General features: G+C 26.1%; 22 protein-coding genes, 1 tRNA gene and 1 other RNA gene. 5 read left to right on the top strand and 19 right to left on the bottom strand.

Going from position 1 to position 20,780, the window contains the following annotated elements; genetic code table 11:
• Positions 1-72: 72 nt before the first annotated feature.
• The gene (locus tag WAO56_RS02755; RefSeq protein ID WP_422143823.1) at positions 73-3,393 is read right to left on the bottom strand and encodes an FtsX-like permease family protein; all 3,321 of its coding nucleotides are present in this window, start codon (positions 3,391-3,393) and stop codon (positions 73-75) included.
• A gap of 1 nt (position 3,394) precedes the next feature.
• Complete coding sequence (locus WAO56_RS02750) at positions 3,395-4,096, bottom strand: ABC transporter ATP-binding protein (RefSeq protein WP_422143822.1); 702 nt, start codon at positions 4,094-4,096, stop codon at positions 3,395-3,397.
• Positions 4,097-4,405: 309 nt separating this feature from the next.
• On the opposite strand from WAO56_RS02750, the gene mnmH reads away from it, so the two are divergent.
• From mnmH to ffs, 5 genes are all read left to right on the top strand, one after another.
• Positions 4,406-5,431 carry a tRNA 2-selenouridine(34) synthase MnmH gene (gene mnmH / locus WAO56_RS02745; protein ID WP_422143821.1) on the top strand — a complete coding sequence of 342 codons (1,026 nt, stop codon included), beginning with the start codon at positions 4,406-4,408 and terminating at the stop codon, positions 5,429-5,431.
• Between the two features lie 219 nt (positions 5,432-5,650).
• Positions 5,651-6,178, top strand: a complete 528-nt coding sequence (locus tag WAO56_RS02740) for an RNA polymerase sigma factor (RefSeq protein ID WP_422143820.1) — start codon at positions 5,651-5,653, stop codon at positions 6,176-6,178.
• Entirely contained in the window at positions 6,171-7,115 is a 945-nt protein-coding gene (locus WAO56_RS02735) for a DUF4349 domain-containing protein (RefSeq protein ID WP_422143819.1), read from the top strand. Before WAO56_RS02740 ends, WAO56_RS02735 begins: the two co-directional genes overlap by 8 nt.
• 229 nt (positions 7,116-7,344) lie before the next feature.
• Positions 7,345-7,436, top strand: a tRNA-Ser gene (locus WAO56_RS02730).
• An RNA gene (gene ffs, locus WAO56_RS02725) (signal recognition particle sRNA large type) lies at positions 7,436-7,701 on the top strand. The genes WAO56_RS02730 and ffs overlap by 1 nt, the downstream gene beginning before the upstream one ends.
• Before the next feature lie 93 nt (positions 7,702-7,794).
• On the opposite strand, the gene WAO56_RS02720 is transcribed toward ffs, so the two are convergent.
• From WAO56_RS02720 to WAO56_RS02640, 17 genes are all read right to left on the bottom strand, one after another.
• Complete coding sequence (locus tag WAO56_RS02720; protein ID WP_422143818.1) at positions 7,795-9,159, bottom strand: DNA/RNA helicase domain-containing protein; 1,365 nt, start codon at positions 9,157-9,159, stop codon at positions 7,795-7,797.
• A 207-nt stretch (positions 9,160-9,366) separates the two neighbouring features.
• Positions 9,367-11,370, bottom strand: a complete 2,004-nt coding sequence (locus WAO56_RS02715) for an FtsX-like permease family protein (protein ID WP_422143817.1) — start codon at positions 11,368-11,370, stop codon at positions 9,367-9,369.
• Positions 11,363-12,124 (bottom strand): ABC transporter ATP-binding protein, encoded by a 762-nt coding sequence (locus WAO56_RS02710; RefSeq protein ID WP_422143816.1) that lies wholly within the window; start codon positions 12,122-12,124, stop codon positions 11,363-11,365. The genes WAO56_RS02715 and WAO56_RS02710 overlap by 8 nt, the downstream gene beginning before the upstream one ends.
• Before the next feature lie 25 nt (positions 12,125-12,149).
• Positions 12,150-12,887 carry a CPBP family intramembrane glutamic endopeptidase gene (locus WAO56_RS02705; RefSeq protein ID WP_422146243.1) on the bottom strand — a complete coding sequence of 246 codons (738 nt, stop codon included), beginning with the start codon at positions 12,885-12,887 and terminating at the stop codon, positions 12,150-12,152.
• A 218-nt stretch (positions 12,888-13,105) separates the two neighbouring features.
• Positions 13,106-14,119 (bottom strand): sensor histidine kinase, encoded by a 1,014-nt coding sequence (locus WAO56_RS02700; protein ID WP_422143814.1) that lies wholly within the window; start codon positions 14,117-14,119, stop codon positions 13,106-13,108.
• Positions 14,116-14,796, bottom strand: coding sequence for a response regulator transcription factor (locus WAO56_RS02695; RefSeq protein WP_422146242.1), 681 nt, complete (start codon positions 14,794-14,796; stop codon positions 14,116-14,118). The genes WAO56_RS02700 and WAO56_RS02695 overlap by 4 nt, the downstream gene beginning before the upstream one ends.
• 22 nt (positions 14,797-14,818) lie before the next feature.
• Positions 14,819-15,187, bottom strand: a complete 369-nt coding sequence (locus tag WAO56_RS02690; RefSeq protein WP_422143812.1) for a hypothetical protein — start codon at positions 15,185-15,187, stop codon at positions 14,819-14,821.
• Positions 15,188-15,221: 34 nt separating this feature from the next.
• Entirely contained in the window at positions 15,222-15,605 is a 384-nt protein-coding gene (locus tag WAO56_RS02685) for a hypothetical protein (RefSeq protein ID WP_422143811.1), read from the bottom strand.
• Between the two features lie 57 nt (positions 15,606-15,662).
• On the bottom strand, positions 15,663-16,721 hold the full coding sequence (locus tag WAO56_RS02680; RefSeq protein ID WP_422143810.1) for a M42 family metallopeptidase: 1,059 nt from the start codon (positions 16,719-16,721) through the stop codon (positions 15,663-15,665).
• Positions 16,722-16,855: 134 nt separating this feature from the next.
• Complete coding sequence (locus WAO56_RS02675; protein ID WP_422146241.1) at positions 16,856-17,182, bottom strand: DUF2200 domain-containing protein; 327 nt, start codon at positions 17,180-17,182, stop codon at positions 16,856-16,858.
• A gap of 190 nt (positions 17,183-17,372) precedes the next feature.
• On the bottom strand, positions 17,373-17,873 hold the full coding sequence (locus WAO56_RS02670; protein ID WP_422143808.1) for a dihydrofolate reductase: 501 nt from the start codon (positions 17,871-17,873) through the stop codon (positions 17,373-17,375).
• A gap of 97 nt (positions 17,874-17,970) precedes the next feature.
• Positions 17,971-18,243 (bottom strand): GNAT family N-acetyltransferase, encoded by a 273-nt coding sequence (locus WAO56_RS02665; RefSeq protein WP_422143807.1) that lies wholly within the window; start codon positions 18,241-18,243, stop codon positions 17,971-17,973.
• The gene (locus WAO56_RS02660) at positions 18,234-18,722 is read right to left on the bottom strand and encodes a hypothetical protein (protein ID WP_422143806.1); all 489 of its coding nucleotides are present in this window, start codon (positions 18,720-18,722) and stop codon (positions 18,234-18,236) included. Before WAO56_RS02660 ends, WAO56_RS02665 begins: the two co-directional genes overlap by 10 nt.
• Positions 18,713-19,213: a dihydrofolate reductase gene (locus WAO56_RS02655; protein WP_422143805.1), complete on the bottom strand. Its 501-nt coding sequence runs from the start codon at positions 19,211-19,213 to the stop codon at positions 18,713-18,715. Before WAO56_RS02655 ends, WAO56_RS02660 begins: the two co-directional genes overlap by 10 nt.
• A gap of 8 nt (positions 19,214-19,221) precedes the next feature.
• Positions 19,222-19,782, bottom strand: a complete 561-nt coding sequence (locus WAO56_RS02650; RefSeq protein WP_422143804.1) for a hypothetical protein — start codon at positions 19,780-19,782, stop codon at positions 19,222-19,224.
• A 113-nt stretch (positions 19,783-19,895) separates the two neighbouring features.
• On the bottom strand, positions 19,896-20,363 hold the full coding sequence (locus tag WAO56_RS02645) for a hypothetical protein (protein ID WP_422143803.1): 468 nt from the start codon (positions 20,361-20,363) through the stop codon (positions 19,896-19,898).
• Positions 20,364-20,411: 48 nt separating this feature from the next.
• A complete protein-coding gene (locus WAO56_RS02640) occupies positions 20,412-20,600 on the bottom strand; it encodes a hypothetical protein (protein ID WP_422143801.1) in 189 nt (62 codons plus the stop codon).
• Positions 20,601-20,780: the final 180 nt, after the last annotated feature.

Below are 20,780 nucleotides of genomic sequence, written 5' to 3'. Positions count from 1 at the left end.
TAGTTTAGTATTACAACTATCTCTTATTGTAACAGAAAACCTCAATAGTAAGACTATTAAGGTTTTATATGTTTATTCAACAGCTTTTAATGCTTCAACCATATTTATATTCTTAAGCTTTCTATGAACTACAAGCATTACTACTACAGCAAATAATATTGTAATTACACCTGAAGTAATGAAGTTTGTTAAATATAAATGAGGATCTAACATAGCTGTATCTGGTATTAAATTATTTATTATTATATAGTGCATTAAAAAACCTATTAAATATCCTGCAAAAATACCGAATATTGTTAATATAAATGTTTCCCTATAAACATAGGCTGTTACTTCTTTATCGTAAAAACCTAAAACTTTTATAGTTGAAAGTTCCCTAATCCTTTCCGACACATTTATATTAGTTAAATTATACAGAACTACAAAGGCCAATATACAGGAACAACTTATTATTACAAAAACCAGTACATCTAATGTTCCTAGTAGATTGTCTATCATATTCTTTAATTGGTTGTTGTTATAAACACTAAGAACTGCATCGTTGTTATTTATCTCTTCAGTAATTTCGCTTTTCTCTTCTTCTTTGTTGGTGTTAAATTGAAGTATATTTCCATTGACTTCATAATCTTTATTAAATATATTTTCATAGTATCCCGATGTCATATACAAATAATGACCTGCATAATTTTCTGTTATATCTACAATTCTAATTTTAAACTTATCCCCATTTTCGTCTTTAACAGAAATTTCCTCACCGGCCTTTATATCTAATAAGTCAGCTAATTTTTCAGAAATTACAGCTCCCTTATCTGTTAATTTGATTTTCTTTTGGTTCTTTCTTCCTCTTAACTTTATAAATTCATCTAGTTTATTGGATTCCTTAGGTGTTATTAAGGTAACGGAATTATCGGGACCAACTTTTGAATCCACCGTTAAAATATTTAAATTAACAGGAGTTTCTTTTTTAATTTTTTTCTTATTAGCTATAATCTTTTCATATTTTTCAAAACCTGAAGGACTAAAATCTTCGTTATAAACAGAAATAATATCGTAATTAAATATTTGATGATACTGTTTATTTTCCATACTGGTTATTGAATCCTTAATTCCAAATCCCATAAAAATTAGTCCAGTACAGCCGGAAATACCAATTATAGTCATGAACATTCTTCTTTTGTATCGGAATAAATTTCTCATAGTAACTTTATGCATAAAGCTTAGACGTTTCCATATAACTGTTATTCTTTCTAAAAATATTCTGGTACCACTTCTTGGAGGTTTTCCTCTCATTAAAATTGCAGCATTGTCCCTTAAACTATCTCTAGAAGCTATAGCTCCTGCAACTGCTGTACATAAAACCCCTATTAAAAACGCCAGTAGACTATATTTAAAATTAAATGGAATATTAACTGTATCAAAAACATAATTAGAGGCATAGGCTGTAAATATTAAAGGTGATATTAGTTTATGTCCTAAAAATATACCTAAAATAGAACCTAATACCGAGGCCACTCCACCATATATGAAATATTTTTTCATAATTTGGGAATTTGAATAGCCTAAAGCCTTTAATGTACCTATTTCTAGTCTTTGTTCATCAACCATTCTGGTCATAGTAGTTAACGATACAAGTAAGGCAATAAAAAAGAAAAATACCGGAAACACATTACTAATTATTCCAAGTCTTTCTGCTTCATCATAAAAAGTGTATATATTTGAATTACTTTCTCTAGAATCTACTGTATATCTTGGTGCCATTAAAGCATTTAGGGCTCTTCTTGCCTCATTTAACTTTTCTTCTGCTTCTGCAATCTCTTTTTCAGCCTTTTCTTTTTCCCCTTTAAAAAGTTCCTCGTTTTCCTCTAATAGCTTTTCATTTTTCTCTAACTCACTAAGTCCTTCTTCTAGCTTTAATTCTCCCTTAGACTGCTCTTCATCTAATGACACGTAAGCCGAGTCTATTTGAGCCTGAGCCTCAATTAAAGCTTTTTCTCCTGCTTGAAACTCCCTTTTACCTGCTTCAAACTCAGCTTTTTTAGCTTCAAACTCCTTTTTACCTTCAACAAAGGTTTTTTCCTGTTGTTCTAGTAAGGATTTAACAGGTTTTAATTCATCTAAAGATTTTCTAAAATCCTCTATTTTTTCTTGTTCTTTCTTTATTAAAGATTTTAATTCTTCTATTCTACTATTATTTACACCAGGTAAATTAGAAATACCATCTAATAGTTCTTGAATATTATTATTTATTCTTTCTATTTCCCCATTACTAATGGCTATAAGACTATTTAAATTATCTACCTGACTGTTGTATATTTCCCAAGCAGAATCCAATTGTACCCTTCCAGAATCAATTTCCGCCTGAGCCTTTAATATTTCCGTTTCACCATAAGTTAGCTCTGCTCTTTTACTTTCAAGTTCTGTCTTGTTTTTCGTAATCTCAGATTGAGCAGCAATTAAATCCTGTTTAGCTTTGGATATTGAAGAAATTAACTCTAATTTTCCTTTATTATATTCAGAATAACCATCTTCAATTTTTTTCTTGGCATCCTTTAATTCTTTTTCTGTATCTGAAATTTTGTTTTTTGCATCGAGGATTTCATTTTCCCCTTCTTTAATTTTTTCAGATACTTCTGCCTTTTTATCATCAAAGGCTTCTCTTTTTCTTGAAGATAATGCATCTTCTAAATTATTTTTATGCTCCTTAGCAATTTTTTTATAGTTCTCATTACTGAAATTTAAATTCTTTAAATCCTTAAAAGTTATTTTAGCTACAGAATAATTATCTAAATTAAAATTATCTTCATTAATAAATCCTAAACCCTTTATTATTCCATCACCAATTAAACTATTACCTAAATTTATACTGTCAACATAGTCAGGACTTGTAGCAAAACCGACAATTTTATATTTATAGTTTTCTAAAGAATATTCTTCATCCTCTTCTACATATTCTTTAGCAAAAGATATATAGTCTCCAATTGAATATTCATCCTTTAAATCATCATTTAGAACTATTTCCTCATTTGATTTAGGTAATTTACCCTCTGTGATTTTTATTGTATTTATTTTTTTAGTAATGGAGTTTAGTCTAATTAATTTCTCTTTGTCCTTAGTTTCTACATCATAATTATAGGCCGTTTCAATATTATCTATATTAGAAGAGTTTTTAATTATTTCAATATCCTCATCTTCTAAACCATATGTAGATGAAACAATAATATCTACTCCATTTGTTTCCCTAAAATAATCATCTGCTCTTTCAGCCATAATAGGACTTGTTATTTTAAGTCCTACAAAAATTAAAACACCAATTGAAACCATTAGCAGTATGGATATAACCCTTCCCTTGCTCTTTCTTATTTCCCTAAGAATATCTTTATTTAAAGCTTTCATACTACCACTCTATTTCATCAATTGAAACTGGATTTTCATTTATGGTAATATTTCTCACAACAGCATCATTGATTTCTATAACTCTATTAGCTATTGGAGCAATAGCCTTATTATGGGTGATTATTACAACTGTAGTACCTGTTTCTATACATGTTTGTTGTAATAATTTCAATACTGACTTACCTGTTTTATAGTCTAGTGCACCAGTTGGTTCATCACATAAAAGCAATTTAGGGTTCTTAGCTATAGCCCTGGCAATTGCAACCCTTTGTTGTTCTCCACCGGATAATTGAGCAGGGAAATTATTAAGTCTATTACCAAGGCCAACATCTATTAAAACGCTTTCGGCATCTTTAGCATTTTCAACTATTTGTGAGGCTAACTCTACATTTTCTAAAGAAGTTAAATTTGGAACTAAATTATAAAATTGAAAAACAAAACCTATTTCATAACGGCGGTACTTTGTTAACTGTTTATCGTTATAACCTGAAATATCCTTACCATCTACTATTACCTGGCCCTTGTCGTTTTTATCCATTCCGCCTAATATATTCAACACAGTGGATTTTCCAGCACCACTAGGACCAACTATTATTGCTAATTCACCTTTTTCAATAGTAAAATTAATCCCCTTATTAGCATATATAGTTGTATCTCCCATTTTATAAGTTTTATAACTGTCTATCATTTCAACAAAACTCATATTTTCACATCCAAACATATTTTTTCATACTATTAAAATTATACACCATATGACTGAAAATAATCCTAATATAAATATATTCTCTACATATTAAATATTTTATATACTATAATATTTTCTCCTTTATTTAAATAATTAAATAAAATTAGCTACAGTATAATATAAAAAACCAGAGCAAAATTTCCGCTCTGGAAAAAGTTCAACTTTTTATAGTCACCTTAGTTTACTACATTCTAATTATTTTTTATTTACAAATAGACTAAAACAGGCTCTAGTAGTATAATGTTAAGGAAATGAAAGAAGGTTTTTATGGCAAATACTTTAACTTACACAAGTATTCGAAAACTTAATAGCAAAATACTTATAGATGTACGAAGTCCTTTGGAATTCCAAGAGGGAACAATTCCTAACTCAATAAATATTCCGGTTTTATTAAATGAAGAAAGAAAAGAAGTTGGTACTTTATATTCTAAAGGTAAAATAGACGAGGCTAAATTATTAGCAGTAGAATCTATTTCAAAAAGACTACCGGATATTTTTAGTAATTTTTTAGAACTGAAAAATAAATTTGAAAATATTGTTATTTTTTGTGCTAGAGGTGGTTACAGAAGCAAGTCACTTTCCAGTTTTTTAAATTCCCTTGATATTTCCAATACTCGTATTGAAGGTGGATATAAAAGCTATAGAAATTATGTTATCAACAATATGAACTATTTTATATCTAAAATTACACCTATTGTATTATATGGGAATACAGGTTGTGGCAAAACTGAAATTTTACAAAATTTAAAATTAAAGGGCTACCCTGTAATTGATTTAGAAAATTTAGCTGGTCATAGAGGCTCTATTCTTGGAGCAGTAGGATTAAAAGAACAACCTAAACAAAAAATGTTCGAGTCCTTACTTTTTGAAGAAATTTCCAAATATGAAAACAAATATGTTTTTATAGAAGGAGAATCAAAGAGAATTGGTAAAATTTCCATTCCTGAACTACTTTATAAAAAAATGGCAACTTCCATAAATATAAAAATAGATGCCCCTATTGAAGAAAGAGTAAAAAGATTAGTTAAGGAATATGCTTTACCACAAAACAAAGAGGATATAAAAAACTCTATAGACTATATGAGAAAATATATTTCAAACAAGGCTGCTAACAGTCTACTAGAAGCTTTAGATAGAAATGAATATGATTATATTGCAAAAGAGCTTTGTATTAATTACTATGACAAAAAATATAGAAATAGAGTAAGTAACTTTGATTTTCAATTTACAAATAATAATGCCAAAGAAGTTACAGAGGAAATTATAGAAAAAACTAAATACTTATTTAAATGATTTAATAGATTATATAGCAATATTGGGAGATTATTTTTTAATAAACTTCAGATATTGCTTTTTATTTGTCATCCTTATTTACTTCTATAAAATCTCTTATATTCAAATTTTATTCATAAAAATTAATTATTCCAATATTTGTATCATTTTTACTATATACTTAAAATAAATGTCACAAAAAGTACTTTTTACCAGTTTATATTCATAAGGAGGGTAAATATGATATTATTTCTGCTTAATCTTATTGAAGATAATATTAAAAAATTTAATAAACTATATAAAATATACGAGAATTATGTTTTTGTCATATGTAATAACATTTTAAAAGATACTAATCTGTCAGAAGATGCATTACAGGAAACATTCCTAGCTGTCCACAATAATCTAAAGAATATAGACGACTATAATTCCAATAGAACAAAGGGCTATATTGCTATTATTGCAAGAAATAAATCAATAGATATTCATAATAAGAACAAGAATATTACCTTTGTTGAAGATGAATTTTTCCAAAACAATAGTATTGAGATTAATCCTTTAGAAGATATGTATTATGAAAACTTGCTTAATTTAATTAGAAACTTAAAAATTGAATACAGTAATATTTTAATGTTACGTTATGTTCATAATATGGAATATAAGGATATAGCAGAAACTTTGGATATTTCCGAATCAAATGCTCGAAAAAGAGTTGAAAGAGCAAAAAAAACTTTAAGGGATAAATTAGAAGGTGAAAATTATGACTAATAAATTTGACGAAATATTAAAAAAGGCCTTAAATGAATACGAAAGAGAAATTGTTGAAAATACAGAGCAGATTTCCCAAAAAAATAATAGGCTACCTTTAAAAAAGAATTTTAGAAAATATGTAGCAGCTGCCGCTGTTATAATAATATTGATTCCTTCTATCTTTGTTGGTTCAAATATCTATAACAGCCAAAATAAAGTTTCTGAAAATGAAATACTATTTGAAGAAAAAAAAGAAATGGCTAAAAGTGATGAGTTAGAAGGAGCATATATAGATAATTTAAATATAACTTCTGAAACCTTGGATTTTAATAAGACCATAAAGGACACTGAAAAACTAATTACAAAATATAAGGGTAAAGTAGAAAATCAGGATATTAGCAATTTAAAAACTGAAAATACAGGAAGATATGCTACCTATTTCATAAAAATTCCAGATGAAGAAGTAAATAAATTTATAGACGATTTTGAAGAATTAAATATTAATATAATCAGTACAAATAAATCATCCTATAATGTAACAGATGAAGTTGAAAATGTTGAAGATAATTTAAATATTGTTAATACAAAATTAGAAAGACTTAAGGAACTTCTAAAAGAAGCTAAAACTCTAAGTGAAATTACAGAAATTGAAGGAAAAATACAGGAAGCAGAAGCTGAGAAAAAATCCTATGAAGACAATTTAGAATATCTTGGTAAAGAAGTAGACTATACTACTGTAGTTTTAAATATAAATGAAGTTACAAAATATTCCGGTACTGAAAATATTAACGAAGGATTTAGCAAAAGAATAACAAATGCCTTTAAAAATTCAAAAATCATATTTTTAAGAACAATTCAAAATATTATTTTAGGATTTATAACCCTACTTCCTTTTATAGTAATAATATCTGTAATACTTATAATAGTCTTTGTATTTTTTAGAAGAAGAAAGTAAACTACTATGAACCTACCCTTAATTTAATAAGGGTGGGTTCTCTTTAAGTAGATACCTTTTTTTTAACCAATGGTTCTTAAATATATAACAGAAATAATAAAATTTATTCTAAGTTCTTACTAGGCTTTGCATAAAATTTTACAATCTGTCATTTTATAAATATAAAGTATATTTTAATCAACTCCTTGACTATTACAGCCTTTTAGCTTATAATAATAGTCTGTAACATGGAGAATTGTCCGAGCTGGCTGAAGGAGCACGATTGGAAATCGTGTAGGCGTGATGAGCGTCTCAAGGGTTCAAATCCCTTATTCTCCGCCATGCACTAGACGGGGAACTAGCGATGCCCTGTAACCTGCAATCGCTACAGCAGGGTTGAATTCCCAGCCTAGGCGTAATAAATCTTAAGCCTGCCCTAAAAAAGTGGTGTTGACAAATGGGTCTTGCGCAACAGGAACCTATGAACCTGGTCAGATCAGGAATGAAGCAGCCATAAGTAGTCATTCTTGTGTGCCGCGAGGAAGCCTGTTTCGAGCTAACTATTTAGGTAACGTTAAGGTTTGTTATGACAAAGCTGGGTGTGCTTACATAGTAAAAAACCTTTGAGATTAATCTCAATGGTTTTTTTATTATTGTTATTGTGAAATTTTTCCCTAAAAGATAATTTCATATAATTGATTTATTCCTGTAATATCTTTAAGCAATATCTGTACATACTTGGATTATTTAATATATTAATATAAATTTTATTTTTTGCCCTTGTTGCTATTTGGTAAGCCATTTGAATTGGATTATAATACGGTCGCCTTCCCGGACTTGTATATTTCAAATTTCCTTTATGATCATACTTAAAATTCTCATCAATATTTAAGTATATGTTTTCAAATTCCTGACCTATAATACTATGAGCTGATTTTTCCGATTCTATATTTAATTTTGAAAGTGGGTCTTTTTCAGAGTATGTTGTATAAGAAATAGCTTCGCAATTCCTCTTATCTTTTAAATATTTGCAATAATCCAACATTTCTTCCAAGTGATTAAAATAATTTACAATTATATTTTCAAATTTTGTATTTTCTTTTTTGTGTTTTTTATTATTGAATAGTACTTTTATAAACTCCTCTATTTCCATATTACTACGTATGTTAGTTGTTAAAATTCCTTCCCTATAATTAGGATTAATATCTTTTATTTTTTTAACAATATATTCCAATATATTTTTTTCTGAAGTATTAGTTTTTTCCATAGTCTGCTTTGGATCCATAGAAAATATACAGTTTACTTTATTTCTTTCACTATATTCAATAATTTTATCAACTTCTTCCTTTTCTAATCGTTGAGATTCATCTATAATTAATACATCATACTTGAAATTTAAAACCTGCTCCAAGTCTGTAATTTTTCTAATATTCCAATTTTTTTCTATTAATTTAATATGGCCATTGTTTAATTGCCCTGTATGAATAATGCAATATAATTTATTTATTTTCCTTAGAGATTTTACTATGTCATATACTAATAGAGATTTTCCCGTTCCTGAACTTCCTTCGATATATGAATAAGTGTATTTTTTTATTAATATGTCCCTTAAGATAATTTTCTTAATATAATCTTGATGATTTGTTAAAAAATAATTACCTTCTAAAAATTTATCTGTAGAATTAAATGGTGATACTAAATAATTTGATGGATTAAAAAATATATTAATATCCTTAAATAAAATGTCATCTAAATTTATCTTTAAAATATTTCTTAATTCCGCTAAATCAGTTTCTATTAATTCTTTATTTTCCAGTTTGTACAATTTATTAGTTTTCTTTACATAGGAAAACAAGTATGAATCTTTTGTTAGAAAGCTTAAATAATATTCATTTTGTAAGAATTGTTTATATATTCTTTCTTTTGTAGCTTTCGTTTTAAGTTCAATATTAACAACTCTATTTTTTTCAATTCGTAAAAGATCAAACTCCTTTGCTATTTGTGGAATAGTATAAGATATATGAAACCCCTCTAAATATCTGTGAGATAATTTTAATTTTCCCACTAGAGATTTTATACTTTCAATTTCTACTTTTTTTATTTTAGGTGTTGCATTTAATTTTACAATCTATCAATTATTAAAACTTATCTTTCTAATTTATTTAGCCCTATCACTTATGTTTTATCTAAATATCAATATCTTTATTTTCTTATACCCAAAACCAAAAACATATATAAATTCTATGTTATAAAATAAAATTCATTGCTATATTTATTTATATATGATATTTCTTTTACTGCTAATATACGTTGCTATAAAATATAAAATATAAATTCCCCCATAAATTAATAAAGAACCTAGAAAAAATGATATTACTGGTATTTTTAACCCTGTATAATATATAAAATTATCACTTAAATAAATAATTAGGCCTCCACTTATAAGTACTGAGGTTATAAATGGTAATGAATAATAGTATCCTATTTGCTTAAATATTATTTTTTTTAATTCCTTACTATTCATTCCTAATTTATTTAATAAATTATAACTGTATTTATATTTGTTAAACTCACTTAACTGTTGAGTTGAAAGTATTGCCAAGGCTACAATTGAATATACTATTCCTATATACAATAATGGAAAAATAACAAAGGATACAAAGCCTTTCATTTGACTTATTTCCACTTCCTTAACTGCTCTTCCTTTCAATCCACCACTTAAGATCATTTCTGAACCTAATCCCCTACCTTCATAATATTCTTTTTCATATTCATCCCATTCATCGTCAGTTTTTATTTCAGGTTCTTCTAATTTTTTAAGTTTATTTAAATCCTTTTCATCGCTACTTACCATAACTAAAGAGTAATAAGGCGTTAAATTCTCTATAATTTTATCGGAAACAACTATAATATAGTCCGCTCCATTAAAGCCTCCTTGTTGAAAAGGCTCTGTTTTATAACCTGCAAGCCGAACTTTTTTATTTGAAATATTCACTTCAATATTTTTAAAGGATTCAATATAATTATCTAGCTGTTCCTTTATATGAATATAATATTCATCATCATTTAAATTAATCTCAGCATAACCTAGCATATTTCTTAAATAATTATAGTCAGATAATTTCATATATGTATCATATTTAAAATAAGCTTCCTCATATGCTCCCGGAAAGTTCTCAAGACATATTTGGTTAAATTGATCCTTTCCGTTTTTATATATTTTATATTCATGTACATCTGAAATTTCTATGGTATCTTTAATTTTATTTATTTGTTCTGTAAAATCATATTCAGGATTTTTATTATAAATTCCAATATCAAAAACAAATTTCTCTTCCACATACCTTTTTTGTAATTCATTTATCATAAATCCACAGGAAGAACCTATTAATGCAACAGAAAAAATTACTGCTAAGGTTCCTAATGTAAATTCCATAGTTCTTATTTTAGATGAAAACTGCCTTAATAAAAATATGTTGGAACCCTTCCATATTTTCCTACCTCCCCTTTTTAAATATTTCACTAAAAAAGAGGAAATTCCCATATATAGAAAATACATGGATAATATAAAACCAAATGTTAAAATCCAAATATTTATTATATTTATCTTTCCTAAAAATAAGAGTGAATAAAATACAACAAAAAATATTATGGCTAGGTAAAAGAAAACACTTCTCCAAGTTTTATTGGAGTTTCTCTTTTCCTCCCCCTTTCTTTCTAAATTCATCATGTTTAAAATATCCAGTTTCCTTATTTTTCTTCCTGTTCTATACAATCCAATAATATAGGATATAAAAAATATTCCAAAAGTTAAAAAAAGATTTTCAATTTTAATATTAAAGGCAAATTTATATTCCATATCCAGAAAACTATATAGTAAAATATATAACATTTGCTGTATAAATACTCCTATAATAACTCCTAAAATAAAAGAAATAATTCCTAGTGATATATTCTCAATAAAAAATATCTTTATTATTTTATTTTTCTTAAATCCAATTAAGGAATAAATTGAAAATTCCTGACTTCTTTTCTCAAATATAAATCTAATCATATAATTAATAAGCCAGATAAATATTATTACAATAAAAAAAGTTGCAACCCCTATCATTGCAGCAATAAAAGATGGTTCTTCTATAATTATTTTCAATTTATCATCAAATATCATAGAGTTAAATGAAAACATTAAAGAAACAATAAATACCATTGTAAAAATATAGACAAAATAATCTCCTATAGAACGTCTAACATTTCTTAATGCCAATTTTTTAAACATCTATATCACCTCCTGTTAAGGATAGAACGTCCAATATTTCATTTAAAAAATCCCTTCGATTTTTCTCCCCCTTATATAGTTCATGAAAAATCTTTCCATCTTTTAAAAATAAAATTTTATTACAATAACTTGCTGAAAATGAATCATGGGTAACCATTAATATTGTCGCCTTCATTTCAACATTCATCTTAGTAAAAGTGTCTAAAAGCACTCTAGCCGACTTTGAATCCAAAGCTCCCGTTGGCTCATCTGCAAAAATTATTTTAGGCTTGTTAATTATAGCTCTTGCACAAGCACATCTTTGTCTTTGACCACCGGAAACCTCATAGGGAAATCTATCCTTTATACTTGATATTTCTAGTATTTTCATTATTTCATTCGTTCTTTTATTTATTTCATGTTTGTTTTTATTAGATAAAGTCATTGCTAAAAAAATATTTTCCTTAATTGTTAAAGTATCTAATAAATTAAATTCCTGAAATACAAAACCTAAATTTTCCTTTCTAAAATCTGCTCTTTCATCATCAGTAAACTTTGTAATATTCTTACCTTCATAATAAATATGACCTGCTGTTACTGAATCTATAGTAGCAAGCATATTTAATAAAGTTGACTTTCCTGAACCACTTGCTCCCATTATTCCTAAAAATTCTCCCTTATTTATAGAAAATTCTACTTTGTCTAAAGCCTTTACTATATTTGTTTCACTTCCATAATATTTTTCTAAACTCTCCGTATATATTAACTCAGTCATTTTTATTCCTTTCTAAAATTTATTATTAATATTTAATTTCATTTAAATTATTTTCTTTTTTCATGAAAATCACAGCATACATAATCATTAAAAGATAACCTACCATTGCAAAAATTGAAACCTCAATTCCAAATTCTCCACCAGTTAAAATAAGATTTACATCTTCTAAAAGATAATATGAAATAGCATAAGAATCTTTCACTATTCCAAAATTACATATACCACCTATTATTATCATATTCCAAACAGAATGGACCAAGGCACTAAACCAAATGGAATTACTATAATATGTTAGTAGTGAAAACATAATTCCCACAGTTGTTCCACCTAATATTAGTAAAACCATACTAAAAAAATCTATTTGCCCATTAAAAATATGAAGAAGTCCAAATAATAAAGATGGTATGATTATAGCTATTTTAATATTGTATCTATCCTCTAGAATTTTCATAATTATTCCTCTGAAAATTATTTCTTCTGTAACTCCTGCAGATATTCCTATGGTAAAAATTCCTTGTAAAATAATGGATATATTCTTTGTTGCAGAATAACCATTATAATAAAACTTTCCCGGAATAAATATATAGATACATGCTACAACAAAAATAGGCAATATTATAGAGACTATAATCCATTTTAAACTAATATTAAATTTTCCAATCCTAAAACATTCTAGTTTTTCTTTTAAAATTTTTTCAACAAATAATTTTAATAGTAAATATACCAGTCCTATATTCGTAAACATAAAAAATATATTTTCCATGCCATATAGATCCAAATAATACCAAAAGCTTGCTATAACTTGGCATAAAACTAAAATTAAAATGCTAAAAAAATAAATCCCTATTATTTTCAATAGGGACATTTTACTATTCATAATATTTTCATTCCCCTCTTGTGATTTTCTATATTTATAGATTATCACAGGGGATTTCTTTATCATATAAACCTTATTTACATTAGTCTTACATTTATGAAAGATTACCTTGAAAAATGTTCACTTCCATCCGGAAACTCAATTATTACGCGGGTGTAGGAATCTTTCTTTGATTGAATATCCATAAAAATACCAAGCTTTCTACTTAACTTTTTGGATAAATACAGTCCTATTCCTGTGGAATTACTATTATTTCTTCCATTTGTTCCTGTAAATCCCTTATTAAATACTCGGCTTAACTCCGACTTTTCTATTCCTAAACCATTATCTTCAATTATTAACTTAGTTTTACTTTTTTCTCTTTTAGCATAAAAATCTATTTTTGGATTTTTGATATTTTTGTATTTTACAGAGTTTAATATTAATTGTGTTAAAATAAACTCAATCCATTTGTCGTCTGTATAAACATATTCCTCATTAATATCAATATTAATATTCATATTATTAGAAATTAAAAAGTTTCTATTTCTTTGGATAACATTTAAAACCATGTTCTTCAAATTAATTTTTCGTATAATATAATCCTTGTAGACATTATCCGATCTTGAATAAAACAAAGCTTTTTCCACATCATTTTCAATATTTGCCAGTTCATATTTTATTTTTCTTGTTATATTTGATTTATTATTATCACAAATTAAATTAATTGCTGTTATTGGTAGTTTTACTTCATGAATCCAACTTTCTATAAATTCCTTATACTCCTCTTTATCTTTTTTAAAATAGTTAATTTCATCTATTACTGATTTATTTGAAATCTTTAAAATATCCCTATTTAAATTATCCTCAAGGTTATAGGATTTTGGCATTATTTCAGAAATTAAATATGATTTATCCAAATCTTTTAAAATTTCATATATTTTATTAAAATATTTTCTCCTTTTTATCCAATTAACAAAAAGATACAAGAATAAAACAAAGATCCAGATTACTAAATAAATTAAGATTTCATTTTTAGAGACATTACAAAAATATAAGTACACTCCAGATAAAATCATCAATCCTATATTCAAGATAATAATTAATAATTTATCTTCTAAATAATCTTTTAATTTCATATTTTATATCCAATCCCCCTTTTAGTTTTTATTAAATCCTCTACTCCTATATCCTTTAATTTTCCTCTAATTCGAGTAATATTAACTGAAAGGGTATTATCATCTATGAACATTTCATTATCCCATAAATCTTCTATAATATACTCTCTTGGAACAATTTGTCCACATTTAGAAAAAAGATTATAACAAATTCTAAGTTCATTTTTAGTAAGTTCTGTACTTTGTCCATTATATGAAATAGTAGAATCCAATAAATTCAATTTACACCCTTTGCAGATATAACTTGTATTATTTTTTCCTTTACCGTATCGTTTTAAAACCGATGTTATTCTAGCCAGTAAAACAGCAGCATTGTATGGTTTTGTAATATAATCATCTCCACCAATTAAAATTGCATTTAATTCTGATTCCGTTGTAGCTTTACTAGTTACAAATATTATCGGAGTATCATTTTTTTGTCGTATTTCTCTACAAATATCTATCCCATTTATATTCGGCAATATTATATCCAATAAAATTAAATCCGGACTGACTTCTTCAACTTTTTTTAAAATATTTGCAAAATCCGTAACAGCTACTACTTCATACAAATTATTTTCTAACAAGACAACTAACTCGTCTCTAATTGAGGAACTATCCTCTACTATTAGTATTTTATACACTATATTTCCTTTCATTTTGTTTTCTATATTTTAAGTTTTAATTACTATTATTTCCTACAATTACTCCTATAATTATATAGAATAATTTAAAAGTCATATCATAATTAAGCATTAATAGTTTAGAGAAAATTTCCGGAAGATATATAAAGGCTCTAGTAAAAAATAAAATGGAAATTACAAAAAATATTAAAAACTTTATAAGGTCTAAGATTTTTAAATTTTTTATTTTTTTATATCCAAATATTAAATATCCGTATATAAAATATATAAGACCCATAAAAATGGGATAGTATCCCATTTTAAACGTTTTACCTACATGCTCACTATATTTAAAATCTATTTGAGCCAATATCAAAATACCTATTATTGCAATTACATAATGCAATAGTTTTTTTGCTTTTGACATATACTACACCTCCTAATGTATCTTCTTCTTAATTTCATCTTTTATAGTATCCAAATAATATACCTGTTAAAAGATAAAATATTTTAAAGAGTTTATCCATATCTAATATTGTTGAAAAGGATGGATAAATAAATCCTTTAACTATAATAAATAATGATACAATGTAAAAAATTCCAAATCTAATAACCCCTATAGTTTCTATACTGTTAATTTTTTTATACCCGAAAACTAAGAAACCATAAATAAAATATAATAAGCCTATAATTGCAAAATAAAATCCTGAATTTATACCATTTAATACTTTAATATTCCATTTAGCATCTATCCATAGCACTATTAGTAAACCTAATATTACTACTAAATAATGTAGTAGAGGATTGCTTTTCTTTATTTTTTTATTCTTTTTTCTTTTTTTCATAATTTTCACCATAATTAATTTAAAAGGTTATAAACAATATGCTTATAACCTTAAATTTTACCAATTTTCTATTGTTGCACCACTTATATTTCTAACTACTTCACATACTAATTTAAGGGCGTTTTTATAGTCATTAATATTTGCATAGCAGTGGTGTGTATGAACATATCGTACTGGAATTCCTACTATTAGGCAAGGAATACCTTGTTCTACTAAATGAATATTTCCTGCATTTGTTCCACCACTTGTTCTTACTGCAGTCTGATATGGAATATTGTTTTTTTCTGCAATTTTTCTTGCAAAATCTACAAATTTATAACTAGTAATATAGGAATTGTCCCTGTATCTTAATTGTGGTCCTCTATTTAATCCACTTTGTATTTTATACTCTTCACTAAAGTTGTCATCTCCCGGACTTCCTTCTATAATTATTGCTAAATCAGGCTTAACTGTTTGTGCTGTTACTTTTGCACCTCGTAGTCCAACTTCTTCTTGAACCGCTAATGCACCTACAAGATTTACGTCTAAATCCTCTTTAGATAATTTTTTCATCGCCTCAATAACACAGGCTGTCCCAAGTCTATTGTCAAAGGCCTTTCCTAGCATTGTTCCATTTCTTTCATTATATTCAAAATTAACAAAAGGTGTGATTGGATTTCCAACTTCAATTTTAAAATCATTTATAACTTCTTCTCTTGAGTTTGCTCCAACATCTATAGATAAATCTTCAATAGTTAATTTTTTCTTTCTTTCCTCTTCTGACATAAAATGTGGTGGTTTTGAAGATACAACTCCTTTAATGTATTCTCCTTGGGAATTTTTTATAACTACTAGCTGAGCTGGAATATTTTCAACTACCCATCCACCTATTGGAATAAATTTAATTAAACCTTTTTCATCAATAAATTGAACCATAAATCCTACTTCATCTAGGTGACCATCTAACATAATTGTGATTTTATTAGGGTCTTTTTTATTGTTTTTTAAGTATGTATTAAATAATTTGTCTGTAGTTACTTCTAAATCCCCTGCGTATTTTTTTACAATATTTGTAATTTCGTCCTCATAGCCTGAAATTCCATACGCATTTGAAAGTTCTTCAATTAATTTTAACATTTTGCCTCCTTGAATAATTAAAATATAGTTTTATAAGAAAAAAGCAGTAGACTTGCTTTTATACTTACATTATCGTATTTTAAAATAAAAATCTACTGCTTTATATTTAATTTTTTATATATGTTGAAAAATTATTATTTCCTTAATATTTTATCTAAGGACTTTCCTTTAGCTAATTCATCAATTAATTTATCTAAATAGCGAATTTTTTGTGTAATATCGTCTTCTATATTTTCCACTCTAATTCCACAAACTACTCCTTTTATTAAGGAAATATTTTCATTGATTCTTGGAGCATTTTTAAAGAAATTTTCAAAATCCACATCTTGGTTTACCTGTTCTTGTAAGGTTTTTTCATTATAACCGGTCATCCAAAATATTATTTCGTCGACTTCAGCCTTTGTACGCCCTTTTTTCTCAGCTTTTTGTATATAAAGTGGATATACTTTATTAAATTTCATTGTATATATTTTTGGTTTTTCCATGTTTTCCTACTTTAATTAAAATTTTTTATAATTTTTATTTACTAAAATTATTCCCGTAATTGTAAGCAAAGTTTTAGAACTTATTATGTTAAGATATATTAACCCTGTTTTTCAAAATTATCTTTCAATATTCAATAATAATTTCCTCTTATTTTAACCTATATTATTAGAATTTCTTTACATCATTATTCTTATATTTTAAAAACCTATACTTTATGCCGTTATACTCATGTTCTTGAGATTCTGCTACGACCTCCCAATTATCTTTTTCATCTAAATTCGGATAGAATGTATCTGCATTTAAATCTTTGTCTATTTTCGTAACTAAACTATAGTCCATATAATCTAACATTTGTTCAAATATTTTTCCACCGCCGATATTATAGACTTTGTCAGAATCATGTTTTTTTAACTCTTTAAGTAATTCCTCTACTGAATGAACTACAATTAAATTTTCCATTTCTATTTCCTTGGAAGTTAATACTATATTTACTCTATTTTTTAAAGGCTTACCTCCAGGAAGTGAATCTAAGGTATTTTTTCCCATAAAAACTATATTTCCTACTGTTACTTCTTTAAAGAATTTAGTATCTTTTGGAATTCTAATTAATAAATCATTGTTTTTCCCTATACCCCATTTACTATCAACAGCTACTAAGTCAAACATTGAAAACCTCCCTAATTAAACCACTATTCGAAAATATAGTAATTATTTTATTCATAGATTTACCTTTAAAAATATTCTTTTTTCATATATTTAAAATTTATTTCTTATACATAACATCTTCATCTTCCGGATGTTTTTCAAAATATTTAACAGTATATGAGCAAACAGGATTAACTTTTAAACCTTCTTTTCTAGCATAGTCTATAACATACTTAGTTATATAGCCTGCTAAACCTTGCCCTCTTTTTTCAGGATCTACCTGAGTACTTTTTACATTAATGCCTTTTTTCCCTATACTATAATGTATTTTAGCGTCAGGATTTTCTTCATTTCCTATATAAAACATCTGTCCATTATTTTTTACTTCCATAATATCCTCCTGTTAATCTTTAATTTATTTGAAGCAATAATTTTTCCCTCATGTGTAGTTGTATATAACACTAATTCATCATTTGTAAAACTATTATGTCCTAATTCCTTAAAAAAACTTATATCTAATTGAAAGTCTGTATTCTGAAAAGAATAGTAGTTATTTTCTACTATAAATGGTCCATTTTTCTTCAAAAGATTATAAGCTTCTTTAGAAAAACTTATTTTTACTATTCTTGCTTTTTCTTCAGACATAGTTCCTGGCCAACTATTACTATATTCATCTAATAATATATCTTTTTTAAAATTATTAATATAATCATTAAATTTATTCTTTAATTCCCTATTCCAATATGAATAAGTATTATCTGCAAGTATAAAGTAATCACAATATTCGTACAGAGATTTTAATATTTTATTATAGTATTTGTTTTGTTTTTCCAAAGAAATTTCCACATTATTTTCACTATCTAAAAACATTTTACATCTATATTTTTATAAATTAAAAATTTATAATCTATTCCTTCATAATTATATTTTTCCGATTCTTCTATTAATTCCCAGTTACTTTTTTCATCTAAATTGGGAAAAAATGCGTCTGCTTCAAAAGTTTTATTAATTTTTGTCACAATACATTTTTCACAATATGGTAAAAGTTGTTTATAAACCGATTCACCGCCAATAACAAAAACATCTTCTTCGTTAAATTTCTTGCTTTCCTCTAGGGCTTCTTTAATTGATGAAAGCAGAATAATATCCTTGTCTATTTTTTCTTTCCTACTTATAACAATATTTTTTCGTCCCTTTAAGGGATTTCCTCCAGGAAAAGAATCTAATGTATTTTTACCCATTATTACAATTTTATTCCTTGTGTATTTTACAAAATGTTTCATATCATCTGGAATTGAAATTAATAATTCATTATTTTTTCCTATTCCCCAATTATTATCAACTGCTACAATAGCCTTCATAAACCCTCCTAAGCCTTAACCCTTATTTCTCTAAGTTCTTGTGGAATTAAAGCATCTTCCTCATCTTCATTATCGATATTTCTTTTAATATTTTTTAAGGCTAATTTCTCAGCTCTTTTAGATGGTATATTAATTGAATTATACAATTCGTTACGACTTGTAATAAGTTTTTCCATTTTCTTTTGAATAATATCTTGATTTTCTAAATTATATGTAATATCAAATAAAATAGATATTGCTTCTTCTTTTAAACATTCAATGTTTAAAGCATCTTTATAGCTAATAGAATTTAATTTATAATTAGAAAAAGTATTATCTAATATTGACAACATTAATGGCACCACTGCAAATACAGATGTGAAAATCCTTAACATACTTGCATCTATAAAAATTGATAGGATTATACCAACTAAGGTTAAAGATGTAAAAATTATCTTACATGCCTTTACTGCCTTTATTTTCCCTATATAAATTTCCCCTTGTTTAATTTGTACTTCATAATTCCATTGTAGTTCTTGAACAATTTTTTTCACTTCATTATGTTGTTTTAATTGTATTTTTTCTTCCATAATTCACCTCATACTAATATCCAATTAATAAAAAACCGGGTAATTAATAATTACCCAGTTTTTAATAATTCAATATAATTACAAGCAAAACCCTACAATTACATTATTGACCTTTAATTTCCCTTAGCTATTTTTTCAATTTTTTCGTCATAAATACCTATAATAGCTTCTTCAGTTGTAGTATAAAGTAAACATATATTATTTTTATTGTAAAAAGCAATATCTGCTTGACTTTCTAAATTATCAAACAAAAACCCACCTTTTTTAGCCCTAAAGAAGAATTTTTGTTCCCTCATAAAATCAAATAGTTCTTTACTTGCCTTAATTTTATACATATTTGAATCATCCGGTCCTTTAGGTGTACCTGCCCATCTCATAACAGATGATTTTTCAATAATATTATCATAGATTACATTGAAAAAACGAGTATCATATTCACTTTCTCTTCCTTCATATTTAAAATTAACAAGTTCTATATATTCAGTATTTTCTTCTAAATAATCAACAATACTTTTATAATTATCCCTTAAATTCCTATATTCATTTTCGCAATCGTCGTCATATCTATTAATTACAATCACAATATTCACCTCACTTATATTATTATATCCAAAAAAAACAATTTAAAACTAATTAGTATTATTTTTATTTCTAAACCAATTTATTATTCCAAAAATTGAAAATAATATTAATATAATCCCTAATATAAGCATTATTACATATGCAATTCCTTCATTTTTCCTAGTAAAAAATAAATATACCCAAATAATTCCTAAAATTAAATACAAAACATAATTTATAATGTTTTTGTTAAACATAAGAACCCCTGATACTAAAAATATAAGAAAAGGATATATTTTTCAATATCCTCTTAACTGTCTATATTGCTACAGGAATATTTTTTATTTGTCGTCCATATTCATAATTTTCCAATTTAAAATCGTCTACTGTAAAATCATAAAAGTTTTTTATATCTTTATTTATAATAAACTTTGGTG

The organism is Miniphocaeibacter sp., from assembly GCF_049276255.1.
Classification (GTDB): Bacteria; Bacillota; Clostridia; order Tissierellales; family Peptoniphilaceae; genus Miniphocaeibacter.
Note: the sequence above shows the minus strand (reverse complement) of the source record. Positions and strands in the feature narration are given on the sequence as shown.

Excerpts from the sequence above, each read along its gene's own strand:
- WAO56_RS02710 (WP_422143816.1), bottom strand. The coding sequence starts at position 12,124 with ATGACTGAGTTAATATATACGGAGAGTTTAGAAAAATATTATGGAAGT.
- WAO56_RS02740 (WP_422143820.1), top strand. The coding sequence starts at position 5,651 with ATGATATTATTTCTGCTTAATCTTATTGAAGATAATATTAAAAAATTT.
- WAO56_RS02670 (WP_422143808.1), bottom strand. The coding sequence starts at position 17,873 with ATGTTTGACTTAGTAGCTGTTGATAGTAAATGGGGTATAGGGAAAAAC.
- WAO56_RS02640 (WP_422143801.1), bottom strand. The coding sequence starts at position 20,600 with ATGTTTAACAAAAACATTATAAATTATGTTTTGTATTTAATTTTAGGA.
- WAO56_RS02650 (WP_422143804.1), bottom strand. The coding sequence starts at position 19,782 with ATGGAAGAAAAAATACAATTAAAACAACATAATGAAGTGAAAAAAATT.
- WAO56_RS02685 (WP_422143811.1), bottom strand. The coding sequence starts at position 15,605 with ATGAAAAAAAGAAAAAAGAATAAAAAAATAAAGAAAAGCAATCCTCTA.
- mnmH (WP_422143821.1), top strand. The coding sequence starts at position 4,406 with ATGGCAAATACTTTAACTTACACAAGTATTCGAAAACTTAATAGCAAA.
- WAO56_RS02695 (WP_422146242.1), bottom strand. The coding sequence starts at position 14,796 with ATGAAAGGAAATATAGTGTATAAAATACTAATAGTAGAGGATAGTTCC.
- WAO56_RS02665 (WP_422143807.1), bottom strand. The coding sequence starts at position 18,243 with ATGGAAGTAAAAAATAATGGACAGATGTTTTATATAGGAAATGAAGAA.
- WAO56_RS02715 (WP_422143817.1), bottom strand. The coding sequence starts at position 11,370 with ATGTTTAAAAAATTGGCATTAAGAAATGTTAGACGTTCTATAGGAGAT.
- WAO56_RS02700 (WP_422143814.1), bottom strand. The coding sequence starts at position 14,119 with ATGAAATTAAAAGATTATTTAGAAGATAAATTATTAATTATTATCTTG.
- WAO56_RS02655 (WP_422143805.1), bottom strand. The coding sequence starts at position 19,213 with ATGAAGGCTATTGTAGCAGTTGATAATAATTGGGGAATAGGAAAAAAT.
- WAO56_RS02660 (WP_422143806.1), bottom strand. The coding sequence starts at position 18,722 with ATGTTTTTAGATAGTGAAAATAATGTGGAAATTTCTTTGGAAAAACAA.
- WAO56_RS02735 (WP_422143819.1), top strand. The coding sequence starts at position 6,171 with ATGACTAATAAATTTGACGAAATATTAAAAAAGGCCTTAAATGAATAC.
- WAO56_RS02690 (WP_422143812.1), bottom strand. The coding sequence starts at position 15,187 with ATGTCAAAAGCAAAAAAACTATTGCATTATGTAATTGCAATAATAGGT.
- WAO56_RS02675 (WP_422146241.1), bottom strand. The coding sequence starts at position 17,182 with ATGAAATTTAATAAAGTATATCCACTTTATATACAAAAAGCTGAGAAA.
- WAO56_RS02755 (WP_422143823.1), bottom strand. The coding sequence starts at position 3,393 with ATGAAAGCTTTAAATAAAGATATTCTTAGGGAAATAAGAAAGAGCAAG.
- WAO56_RS02750 (WP_422143822.1), bottom strand. The coding sequence starts at position 4,096 with ATGAGTTTTGTTGAAATGATAGACAGTTATAAAACTTATAAAATGGGA.
- WAO56_RS02705 (WP_422146243.1), bottom strand. The coding sequence starts at position 12,887 with ATGGAAAATATATTTTTTATGTTTACGAATATAGGACTGGTATATTTA.
- WAO56_RS02680 (WP_422143810.1), bottom strand. The coding sequence starts at position 16,721 with ATGTTAAAATTAATTGAAGAACTTTCAAATGCGTATGGAATTTCAGGC.